This window comes from Kitasatospora sp. NPDC059722 (assembly GCF_042733235.1).
Classification (GTDB): domain Bacteria; phylum Actinomycetota; class Actinomycetes; order Streptomycetales; family Streptomycetaceae; genus Kitasatospora.
Map to the genome: position 1 here is coordinate 1 of NZ_JBHWGD010000147.1, position 10,734 is coordinate 10,734.

Below are 10,734 nucleotides of genomic sequence, written 5' to 3' on the forward strand. Positions count from 1 at the left end.
ACATTATTATTAGCACAACAACCAACACACAAACACCCCCCCCCGCAACACGGGGCGCCCCGCCCGCGGGGGGGCGGGCGGGCGCGTCGGCGGCGTCGGTGGCGGGTGGTCAGACCCGGTCGGCGGCGATCAGGACGTACTGGAACGAGCCGTCCTTGTAGGAGTTGATGAACGCCTCCTCGATGCCCGTGACGAGCGAGGTGGTGGCGCGCAGCTCCCAGTACGGCAGGGTGTCCGGGGTCAGGTCGATGACGGCCTGGGGCACGAGACGGTTGTCCGCCATGGCGCGCAGGTACTCGCGGCGGGAGTGGATGTTGCACTCGAAGTGCGCGTTGATCTGCGAGACGTACTTGGACGGCTGGCCGTAACGCGGGTTCCAGCAGCCGGTGATGGTGACGTACCGGCCGCCGACCGACAGGACGCGGGAGTGCTCGGCGAACAGGTCGTGCAGGTCGACGTACATGCTCGACTCGTTGTTCCACGAGCCCGCGACCGACCCGGTCTCGAACGGCATGTCGAGCATGTTGTGGACGTGCGAGCGGACGAAGTCGCCGATGCCCAGCTCACGGGCGCGGTTGTTGCCGAACTCGGCCTGCTGGGTGGAGAGCGTCAGGCCCTGGACCTTGCAGCCGAAGCGCTGGTGGGCCATCACCATGGAGCCGCCGCGCCCGCAGCCGGCGTCGACGAGCGTGTGGTCCGGGGTGATCGCGCCGAGGTTGTCGAGCAGCACGTCGGTCTGGGCGGACTCCAGGCGGTGGAGCTCGGTGATGACCTTCTTCTCGCGCTCGCTGTCCTCGGGGTCGCCGATGGCGGCCTCGTCGATCGCGCCGATGCCGTAGTGGTGGTGGTAGAGACCGTCGACGTCACCCAGGCGAAGGTTCACGGGCCGGGCCTCATGGTCCCAGTAGCGCGCGATGTCGCCCTGGTAGGGAGTCGCCGGGCCGGGGATCGCGGCGCCGGTCTGGGTGGCGAGGTCGTCGGTGAGGGACATGCGTCGAAGCTCCTTGCATGACAGGTGAAAAGAGGTGATCAGATGTGTTCGGAAAGTGGTCTTGGACGGTCACCGGGGACGGGGACGGAGCCCGGGACCGGGTACGGGGGAACGTCGGACGTCACCAGAAGTCCGGCAGCGTGTACCGGAAGGTGTTCGTCTGGTGCCAGTGGTGGTTGCCGTCGAGCCACGCCGCCACGCCGCGCAGGAACCGCAGCAGGGTCGGGACGGGGCAGCTCGCCGCGAGCGCGGCCGCCTCCGCCTCGAAGGCGTGCATGAGCTCGTTGTGGACCTCGACGGCCTTGAGGTAGCCCTCGCGCTCGGACAGCTCCTCGCGCTCGGCGAGCACCACCGGCAGGTTCAGGTGCCGGCCGGGGCTGGCGAGCTCCTTGGTGTACGAGTACAGGTCGTTGACGATCGTGGTGGCGTTGCCGGCGAGGGCGATCACGCGCTGCATCGCGGGGAGCGCGTGCAGGTCGGACGGCAGCTCGTAGGCGCCGACCGAGTCGGTGAGCGTCGGGCAGGGACGGAAGTTGTTGAACTGGCGCATCGCCAGGTACTCCCACACCTCCGGCACGTGGTCCGTCTCGGCCCACGACGCCTCGGCGAGGTACCCGAGGTGCAGGCGCGCCATGTCGTGCCGGAAGCGGTCCGACTGCGAGGGCGTGGCGGCGGCGACGAAGTAGTCCATCGCCGACTTGTACGCCCGGCGCGGCGCGTCCGAGGACAGCGACTGCTCCCACGGCCCGTGGTACTCGGCCGTGGTGTGCAGCGCGTCGAGCGCGGTGTGCGCCAACAGCAGGCGGCCGCCGAGGCCGACGGGCGAACCGCCGTGGTCCTCGCAGTAGATGTCGTCCACGGCGTTCTCGGCGACCATCAGCCGGGCCGCGAGCATCAAGTGGTCGATGCTGGGCGCGTCCGGGTGGCAGGCGACCATGTAGCGGCCGGTGGAGAAGCCGTCGAACTGGTCCTCCCACTCCGCCGGGTAGAGCTCGATCTCGTCGATCGCCCAGGCCTTGATCCTGAGGCTCAGCTCCTCGACCCGGACGGGATCGGGCTCGACGATCGGGTGGTGGTACAGGCCCGGGATCGGATCGCCCACCTTCGGCTTGCCGCCCCCGGCCGGGGCCTCGGCCGCCTGGGCGAGCGTGCTCGGGGACGGCGCGCCCGTAGGGTCGAGCAGCGGGACGTCCAGGACCGGCACGCCGGGGACGGGGGCGGACGGGATCGCGGCGGCCGGAGCGGGGACGGACGGCGCCTCGACGACCGGGAGTTCGGCGACCGGGGGCTCGACGATCGGGGCCTCGACGGCCGGGCGGGTCGGATAGAGGCTCGCCGTCCCGAGGCCGGTCGGGCCGCGCAGGATCCGGTCGATGGCGGATTCGGTCGTGGCCGCGGCGCTCATGGTCGCACCACCGCGAGGGTGGCGCCGGTCCGGCGCCCCTGCGCCGGCGGTGACTCCGGTGTGGTGCCCAGGGGCATGGAGGGGCCTCCCGCTGAGAAGGGTTGCGAAGGACGTGACGGGCCGTCATCTCGCCCGGGGAGAGAGGGAACAGGCCACTCCGGACGGATCCATCCGGAGCCCGCCCTCTCGCTCGCCCCCAACCGTAGGCGGACGGGCAGGTTCAACAACGCTTCGGACGATCTTCTACACCCGAATAGGTGAACGTTCGTGTCTACGACGTTTGAAAACCCCCTCTCCCGGGCTATCGGGTCCGCGCGCCCCGCGCTCACTCCGCCCCCACACCGAGCGACCCCCACGCCGCGGTCCTCCCGGTACGAAATATCCCCTCGTGCGGGTGGTGTTCGGCGTATCGCTCCGGGCGCACCCGGGCCCGCGCCTCTATAAAGGGCCGGTCACGTTGATCAACTGATGGGCCCTCACCATGCTGCAAGCCGCTCTGCGGGTGCTCGCCGCCCTGTCCCTCGCCTCCGCCGTCTCCACCGTCGCGGTTGCCCCGGCCGCCGCTGCGCCGGCCGTACGCGCCCCGCGTGCGGCCGCCGACGACTTGACACTCCCCTGCGGGCCCGTCCGCGACTACCGCGCCTCGGACTGGTGGCAGACGACGACCGAGCCGCAGATCGCCCAGCCGGTCGCGACCGCTGCGACCAACGAGCGCTGGCAGTGGCGCAACGACGTCAACACGCTCTGGCGCGGCGACACCCGCGAGAACGTGGAGGACATCTTCCGCACCGGCTTCACCCCGCGCGGCGAGCAGGTCACCCCGCTCGCCGAGTACATCGTCAAGGGCGGCGGCCAGAGCAGCGCCCACCTCAGCACCAGTTGCGAGCTGTGGGTGGCCCAGAAGTTCGCCACCTACGGAACCGCCAAGACCGGCTGGGTCTACGAGATCTACGCCCCGGGCGGCATCGACGTCAACGCCACCGCCCGCGTCGACAACTACCAGTCCCCCTACCTCTGGAACCGGGAGATCGACTTCCCCGGCGGGGTCGACGGCCGCTACCTCAAGAGCGCCTGCAAGTACCACCTGACGTACACCGACCCGAACACGAAGATCAGCACCTTCGAGAACCTCGGCTGCAAGTCCAACACCGGCTTCGCGCCCTACCCCGCTCCCTGACGGACCGCGCGGAGCGGTGGCCGGGAGCCCTCCGACCACCGCTCCGCGGTCAGGGCCGCTCCCCCTCCGTTCCGCCGCCCGAATCCGTTCGCCTCGCCGTCGCCACTACCGGCACACTCGCCTGATGCACCTTCCCCCGCTGCTGGCCGCCATCGAGCGCGGCGACGACGACGCGGCGTTCGACCTCCTGAGCGACGTCCCGCTGGACGAGATGGCCGGCGACGACGCCGTGGACCTGCTGGCCGCTGCCGCGCACGCCGGACGGCACGAGGTGGTCCGGTGGCTCGTCGAGGACGGCGTCGACGTGGCCCTGCGCGGCGACGAACGCGGCCTGCCCGTGCTCGACGGCATCCGCCGCGGCATCAAGAACCACTGGAGCCCGGGCGCGGGGCGGCTCGCCGACATCGACTCCATGCTGCGCGCCCGCGCCCGGTCGGCCGGTTGAGCGCGCAGTGCTCCCTCGAAGGGCGCGCTCCCCGGCGGGGAAGCTAGCCGAGGAGCGGGAGGGCGGCGAAGGTGTGGTCCTGCCAGATCCGGCGGGACGTCTCCTCCGGGTACGGGACGACGGCCGGGGTCGTGTCGAACTGCCGGATGAGGCGCTGCTCGGCGTCGTAGGGCGGCCAGCCCGGGTCTCCGTGCGTGGCGAAGGACGTCCACGCGGCGCGCAGTCGGGCCGACACGGCCTCCGCCTCCGGGGGCGCGGTCTCGCCGAGCAAAAGGGCCGGCTGGCCGCGGTCGAGGTTGCCGAAGACCAGTGGCACGTCCAGGCCGTGGCACGCTCCGAGGATGCCGCCCATGCCCGGGGCGGGCCAGGTCAGCTCGTAGACGTGGGCCGCGCCGCCGGCGGCGGTCCGGGCTTCGGCGAGGTGGAGGCTCGGCATGCGGAACAGCCAGTCGGACAGCACCAGTTCGTGCAGTTCGTCCGGACCGGCCGCCGGGAATCCGTCCCGGTAGCGCCGGGCGGCGTCCGGGCCCGGGCCGAAGGTCTCCAGTGCAGCGGCGGCCTGTTCGGGCGTCACCTGGCCGAGGAGGCCGTCGAGCGCGCTGAGCAGCCGCTGCTCGTTGCGCGTGTGGCCGACGAGGAGTCCGACGTCCGTGCGGGCACCGGCGGCCAGGGCCTGCCAGGGGGTCGTGGGCAGGGAGTCGCCGTCGACGACCGGCGAGTACGGGACCGACCGGTGTGCGATCGGGCCCCAGCGGTCCGCCCGTCGGGCCATCGCCGAACCGACCGCGTCACCGGCGGCGGCCAGTTCGGCGGGCGCCACCTCCGCGAGGTCGGCCGCCGTGGGCCGCAGCCCCAGCTCGGCCGCGCAGACGGTCGCGATGTCGGCGGCGAGCTCGGGCGTGAAGAACGTGCCCTGCGCGCTCTGGGCGACGGCCCGCCGGAACAGCCCGACCGCGCGCGGCATCGCGAGCAGGGCCGCCACCGAACCGCCCCCGGCGGACTGGCCGAAGACCGTCACGCGATCCGGATCTCCCCCGAAGGCCCGGATGTTGTCCTGCACCCACGCCAGCGCGGCGATCTGGTCGAGCAGCCCCCGGTTGTCGGGCGCCCCTTCGAAGTGCCCGAACCCTTCCAGCCCCACCCGGTAGTTGAGCGTCACCACGACGACCCCGCCCTCGCGCACGAGGCGTCCGCCGTCGTACTCGGGGAGCGCGGCCGTACCGACCGTGTAGCCGCCGCCCTGGATCCACACCATCACCGGCAGCCCGGCTGCCGGACCGGGCTCGGGCGTCCAGACGTTCACCGTCAGCCAGTCATCGCCGGGCTTGTCGCGCGACAGCACGCCCATGCCCAGCGCACCGCCCTGCGGCGGAGGCGGGCCGAACGCCGTCGCGTCCCGCACCCCGTCCCACCGCCCGACGCGCGCCGGCGCACCGAAGCGGCGGACACCGACGGGCGGCTCGGCGAACGGAATGCCGCGGAAGACCGCCACCCCGCCCTCCCGGGCACCCCGCACCGCCCCGGCCGGCGCATCGACGACGGGCGCACCTGCGGTCATGGCGACTCCTCCGGTGGACGGCTCGGCACTCCCCCGGAGCATCTCGCCCTCGCGGGCCGCCCGCCAGTCAATTTCGCGTTCGCCACCTGCATTCGCCGCCTGCATTCGCCGCCTACAGGAGGAGCCGGCGCACACCGCGGCGGTGGCGGACGGGCGGGATGTCCGCGCCGTCGACGTCGTGGCCCGCGCGGTGGAGTCCGCGGATCCGCTGGGCGTCCGATCGGCCCTGACGGCGGGCGCGGGCCTCGGCGGTGGCGATCCAGGTCGGGTACGAGCCCGTCCGGTAGTCGAGCGCGAGGTACTCCCAGGTGGCGATCCGGCGACGCATCGTCGTCGGGGCAGGCCGGCGGCCTTCGCGGGCAGCGGCGGCCAGTTCGGCGTTCGGGTAGCGCAGGTCGCGCAGGGACAAGGACTCCGACACGCCCTCGCGGACGCGGCGGTGCCAGGGAGCCGTACGGGCTGTGCGGGACATCGAGAGCCTCCGTAAGGCCCTCCGGACTCTCCGGAGGTACCTACGGCGGGTGGGTCGTGGTCAGCGCTCTCATCGGTGGGGACGATAGCCGCGTGGACGCGCGGGGGCCGCCGAATTTCGGGGAGCCGGTCAGGTCTCCAGGGCGCGGTCCTGACCCAGCGGGACCTCGTGCAGGACGAGCCGGCTGCGGAGCTCCCGCACGCCCAGGTCGGCCTTGAGCCGGTCGATGACGGCCTCGAACTCGCGGGCGTCCGTCACCGCCATGCGCAGCTGGAAGTCGTAGTCCCCGGTGAGGCGCATCGCGCCGATCACCTGCGGCACGCCCGCGAGTTGCTCCTCGAAGCCCCGGCGGTCGACGCCCTCGCCGAGGCGGATGTCGCTGATCATCTGCATGCCGCGCCCGAACGCCTCCAGGTTCAGCTCGGCTCGGTAGCCCCGGATGACCCCCTCCGCCTGGAGCCGCCGGACGCGGTCGGCGACGGTGTTCGCCGAGAGCCGGACCTGGCGGCCGAGCTCCTGGTAGGTCGCGCGGCCGTCCTGGAGGAGGAGGGCGAGGAGCTGGCGGTCGATGCGGTCCATGGTGGCCATGCTACAAACTCTCGGCGAGATGGCGATCCTGCCGAGTTTCCCGCGCTACGAGAGGGCTTACAGCCTCGATGTCCGACACAAAATCGGACCAATCGGCGCAAGGATCGCAGTCATGGAAACGCTGCTGCTCCGGGCCGCCCTCGCCCCGTCCCTCGTCCTGCTCGCCTCGGTCGTCGCGCGGCGGCTGGGCCCGCGCCGCGGCGGGCAACTGCTCGGCGCGCCGACGAGCACCGGCCCGTTCCTGGCCCTGACCTGGCTCGCCGCCGGCCCCGCCAAGGTAGCGGAGGCCGCGCACGGCACCGTCACGGGGACGCTGGTGGTGGCGTGCTTCAGCCTCGCCTACGCGCGCTTCGCCCCGGCCCGCCGCCCGCCCTGGACGCTCGTGCTCGCGCTGCTGTGCGCGGCAGCGGCCGGGCTGGTCGGGACGCTGTGTGGGACCGTCTGGCTCACGGCCGGCCTCGCGCTGACGGTGATCGTCACCGGGCTCCTGACCTGGCCGGAGGCCGACCCGGCCGGAGGGCGGACGGGCCCGGCGCGGGCGTGGGAGATCCCGGTCCGGATGCTGCTGTCCGGCGTGACGGTGGCGGGCGCCCTCGCCGCCGGGGCGGGGCTGGGCCCGTTCGTGGGCGGGGTCCTGTCGTCGGTGCCGGTGCTGCTGTCGGTGATGGGGACATCGGTGCACCGCACAGCCGGCGCAGCCGCCGCCGTCGACATGATGCGCGGCGCCCTCACCTCCGCCGCGGGCACGCTCGCCTTCCTGCTGGTCCTCTGCACAGCCCCCACTCGGCTCGACCCGGTGACCGCCTTCGTCCTCGCCCTCGTCGCCTTGGCGGCAGCCGACTCGCTCCTGCGACTCGGCATCACCAGGGCCGCCCGGCGCTCCGGGGAACTTCCCGGCCTGCTCACCTGATCCAGGCCTCTTCGACCGACGGTTCGAGATTCCTCCCCCCGACGATGTCACGTCCCTCGGCGCTACCCGGTCTACCCGTTGGGTGTGGCCGTTGCGCGAGGCGCCGGCCGCACCCGGACGGAACTCCGGTAGTGGAAGGGGAATCACCAATGAGGGCCATCATCGTGTGCACGTCCGTGTCCCACGGGAACACCCAGCGGGTCGCCGACGTCATGGGGCAGGTTCTGGCGGCCCCGGTCGTCGCGCCCGAGGACGTGGCGGCGGCCGACCTCTCCGCCTACGACCTCGTGGGCTTCGGGTCGGGGATCTTCTCGGGGCGGTACCACCCGCGGCTGCGCCGGTTCGTCGAGGCGCTGCCCGAGGGCGGGCGGTCGCAGGCGTTCGTGTTCGCCACCAGTGGGCTTCCCGAGCCGGGGTTCGGGCCCTTCACCCGGCCCCTCGTGCGGCGGCTCGCGCGGAAGGGCTTCGCGGTGTCCGACACCTTCTCGTGCCGCGGCTTCGACACCTGGCTCCCCTTCAAGCTCGTCGGCGGCATCAGCAAGGCCCGCCCGGACGCGGGCGACCTCGCCGCCGCGCACGCCTTCGCCGAAGGCCTGCGCGCCCGGTCCGCTCAGAACGGGGCTTCGCGGGAGAACAGGTGATACCCGGAGGCCACCGCGACCGAGACGACGGCACCGGACTCCGCGCGCCCCAGCCACACCACGTCGTCTCCTTCGGCACTGAAGGTCACGAGGTCGGCCCCGTGTTCCTCGTCCTTCACGAGCTCGAAGGCACCGCCGAAGAGGTTCTCCGTCCGCCGGGGCTGCCGGTTGCCGGACCGGGCTCCCCGCCAGAACTCCAGGAACGGGGCCGTCAGCGCCGGCCACGCCGCGGCGTCGCCGAAGCCGGCGGTGTTCGTCTCGGTCCGGAAGCCGATCCGCCGGCCCCCGGGGCGGATCCGCTCGATGTCGTCGCCGACTCCGAGCCCCATCTCCCAACGGGCCACGGGCGCTTCGGCGACCAGGAGGCGGACGGCGGCGACCTGCCGACCGTCGTGGCGCTCGCCCATGAAGTCGTACGGCGCCTCCGTCCAGGCCGCTTCCACCCGGTGGGTGCCGGGCGGGATCCGCTCCGCGAGCTCCCGGCCTGGCCGGGCGCGCAGGTCGGACTCGTCCTCGTCCGGCCACGGCGCGTCGACGACGAGGCGGCCGCTGGGTATGCGGATCGTGGTCACCTCCCGTACCTCGACGACGCGGACGGGCGTCGACGGGTCGTCGTAACGCGTGCCGAGCGTGACCCCTGGTGTGAAGGCCGAGTCCAGGTACCAGCTCTCTTCGGGCTCGGCCGCCACCCGGGCGTCTGCTGCAAGATCCATGCCGTGCACGCTATTCGATCGCACCGACACTCCCCATCGCCGCCTGGAAAGATCGCTTGCGCGGCCACGGCGCCACGGGGAGACTCCCACGCATGACTACGCCGCCATCGTCACCCACGCCTCTGCACACTGACGGGTCGTCGTCCATCCGCATCGGTGCCCTCGCCCCGCTGACGAGGCCCGGCTGGGTCGAGGCGGGCCGGCACCTGATCGCCGGGCTGGAACTGGCCGTTCGCGAGGTCAATGACGCCGGCGGGATCGACGGCCGGCCGCTCGAACTGCTGGTCCGGGACACCGCCGCCGATCCGCAGCGAGCGGTGGCGGCGGTGGACGAGCTGGCGGGTCTGGGTGTGGTGGCGCTGGCCGGGGAGTACCACAGCGTCGTCGCCCGCGCCGCCGCCACCAGGGCCGACGCCCTCGGGCTGCCGTTCCTCTGCTCGTCGGCCGTCCTCGACGCGCTCACCGAGAAGCCGACGGAACGGGTCGCCCGGATCTGCCCGGCGCAGTCCCACAGTTGGCGGGTCTACGCGGACTTCCTCCTCGGCTCGGGCCACCGCCGGATCGCCGTGGCGATCCAGCCGAGTGTGTACTGGGCGTCTGGGACCCGCATCCTGCGGGAGTACCTCGCTCCGCGCGGCGGCACCGTCGTCGAACTCGACATGGGCGAGCTGTCCCCCGACGCCGTGTGCGACCGACTCGCCCACGACGGCGCGACGGCGCTCCTCCTGCTGACCGGCGCCCCGGAGCCGGCCGTGTCGGTCGTCAAGGCCGTACGCGGCGACCAGCGCCTCGCCGAGGTCCTCATCGGTGCTCCGGCGGGGCAGCCGGAGTTCGCCGAGTGGGCGGCGCTGCTGGGCGACGACGGCGCGGCCGTCCCGTTCCTGCGCTACCTGCCGGAGCGTCTCGGCCCGCTCGGCGCACGGGTCGGGACGGCCCTGCGTGAACAGCTCGGCCAGGAGCCGTCCTTCGTCGCGTTCGAGGGCCACGACACGATCACCGTGCTCGCCGACGTCCTGCGGTCGCACGGCACCGACCGGGCGCGCGTCGCCGAAGCCTGGCCGAGCGTCGACGTCGAGGGCACCCGCGGGCGGATCCGCTTCTCCCGCACCCCGGGCGTCAGTGTCCGGCAGTGGGCCTGGCCCCCGGTCCAGGTCGTCGACCGGGACCCGGCGGACGCCGGGCGCTTCCGGGTCCTCCACTCCGGCTGAAGGGGCGCCGCCCGCACGGTGGCTACCAGTCGGCCGGGAAAGTAGCCATGGACATAGTGGCCATCGCCCCACGGACACGGCCCACGGGGTGACGGCCGCGGGCCGCGTCCTCGCCCTGGTCCTCCGGCGCGCCGACGCCGAACTCGCGGCGCTGACCGCCTGAGCTACCCCTCCGGTGCGTCCAGGTACGCGAACTCGCGGGTCCAGGTGGCGTACCACGCGTGGAACCACGGGTGCGCCCGGGCCAGCGGGACGATGGTGGTCAGCGTCTCCCGGTAGTACGTGCGGCGCTTCTCCGGGCGCGGGTGGGTGTCCAGGCGCTGCACGTTGCTCAGGCGGTCGGCGAGCTTCACCACCAGCGCGTCCTCGGGCGCGTGCCGCAGCCGGTCCAGGTACGCCGCCCGGGCCTCCGCCTTCGACCGGCCCTCGGCCGGCTCGTCCTTCGTCACCCACCCGACCAGTTCCGCGACCCGCGGCCCGAACCGCTCGCGCACCTCGGCCGCCGTACATCCGGTGTCCTCGACGACGTCGTGCAGGACCGCCGCCCGCAGCACGTCCACGTCGGTCACCCCGACGCCCTCGACCAGGACGCGCACGGCCTCCAACCTGTCTCTGATACAGATCTC

12 protein-coding genes are annotated in these 10,734 nt (G+C 73.0%); 5 read left to right on the plus strand and 7 right to left on the minus strand.

Annotation, left to right across the window (positions count from 1 at the left end):
• Positions 1–109: 109 nt before the first annotated feature.
• Together ACFV4F_RS40400 and ACFV4F_RS40405 are read right to left on the minus strand one after the other, a co-directional pair.
• Positions 110–991, minus strand: a complete 882-nt coding sequence (locus ACFV4F_RS40400; RefSeq protein WP_380510481.1) for a geranyl diphosphate 2-C-methyltransferase — start codon at positions 989–991, stop codon at positions 110–112.
• Between the two features lie 121 nt (positions 992–1,112).
• The gene (locus ACFV4F_RS40405) at positions 1,113–2,396 is read right to left on the minus strand and encodes a family 2 encapsulin nanocompartment cargo protein terpene cyclase (RefSeq protein ID WP_380510484.1); all 1,284 of its coding nucleotides are present in this window, start codon (positions 2,394–2,396) and stop codon (positions 1,113–1,115) included.
• 481 nt (positions 2,397–2,877) lie between these two features.
• Here ACFV4F_RS40405 and ACFV4F_RS40410 point away from each other — a divergent pair, with 481 nt between their 5' ends.
• Both ACFV4F_RS40410 and ACFV4F_RS40415 read left to right on the plus strand, forming a co-directional pair.
• Positions 2,878–3,573: a hypothetical protein gene (locus tag ACFV4F_RS40410; protein ID WP_380510487.1), complete on the plus strand. Its 696-nt coding sequence runs from the start codon at positions 2,878–2,880 to the stop codon at positions 3,571–3,573.
• 124 nt (positions 3,574–3,697) lie between these two features.
• Entirely contained in the window at positions 3,698–4,018 is a 321-nt protein-coding gene (locus ACFV4F_RS40415) for a hypothetical protein (RefSeq protein WP_380510490.1), read from the plus strand.
• A 43-nt stretch (positions 4,019–4,061) separates the two neighbouring features.
• Here ACFV4F_RS40415 and ACFV4F_RS40420 read toward each other — a convergent pair whose 3' ends face one another.
• From ACFV4F_RS40420 to ACFV4F_RS40430, 3 genes are all read right to left on the minus strand, one after another.
• Positions 4,062–5,576, minus strand: coding sequence for a carboxylesterase/lipase family protein (locus ACFV4F_RS40420; protein ID WP_380510493.1), 1,515 nt, complete (start codon positions 5,574–5,576; stop codon positions 4,062–4,064).
• A 112-nt stretch (positions 5,577–5,688) separates the two neighbouring features.
• Positions 5,689–6,048 (minus strand): hypothetical protein, encoded by a 360-nt coding sequence (locus ACFV4F_RS40425; protein WP_380510496.1) that lies wholly within the window; start codon positions 6,046–6,048, stop codon positions 5,689–5,691.
• 129 nt (positions 6,049–6,177) lie between these two features.
• Entirely contained in the window at positions 6,178–6,636 is a 459-nt protein-coding gene (locus tag ACFV4F_RS40430) for an Lrp/AsnC family transcriptional regulator (protein WP_380510499.1), read from the minus strand.
• A 112-nt stretch (positions 6,637–6,748) separates the two neighbouring features.
• On the opposite strand from ACFV4F_RS40430, the gene ACFV4F_RS40435 reads away from it, so the two are divergent.
• Positions 6,749–7,546 carry a hypothetical protein gene (locus ACFV4F_RS40435; protein ID WP_380510502.1) on the plus strand — a complete coding sequence of 266 codons (798 nt, stop codon included), beginning with the start codon at positions 6,749–6,751 and terminating at the stop codon, positions 7,544–7,546.
• Positions 7,547–7,695: 149 nt separating this feature from the next.
• On the plus strand, positions 7,696–8,187 hold the full coding sequence (locus ACFV4F_RS40440) for a flavodoxin family protein (protein WP_380510505.1): 492 nt from the start codon (positions 7,696–7,698) through the stop codon (positions 8,185–8,187).
• Here ACFV4F_RS40440 and ACFV4F_RS40445 read toward each other — a convergent pair.
• Positions 8,157–8,900, minus strand: coding sequence for a DUF4241 domain-containing protein (locus ACFV4F_RS40445; protein ID WP_380510508.1), 744 nt, complete (start codon positions 8,898–8,900; stop codon positions 8,157–8,159). The genes ACFV4F_RS40440 and ACFV4F_RS40445 overlap by 31 nt on opposite strands.
• Positions 8,901–8,992: 92 nt before the next feature.
• Between ACFV4F_RS40445 and ACFV4F_RS40450 the strand changes: the two genes are divergently transcribed.
• Positions 8,993–10,108: an ABC transporter substrate-binding protein gene (locus ACFV4F_RS40450; RefSeq protein ID WP_380510511.1), complete on the plus strand. Its 1,116-nt coding sequence runs from the start codon at positions 8,993–8,995 to the stop codon at positions 10,106–10,108.
• A 164-nt stretch (positions 10,109–10,272) separates the two neighbouring features.
• Here the strand turns inward: ACFV4F_RS40450 and ACFV4F_RS40455 are convergent.
• On the minus strand, positions 10,273–10,734 hold a 462-nt coding region (locus tag ACFV4F_RS40455; protein ID WP_380510514.1), incomplete at its 5' end, for an HD domain-containing protein.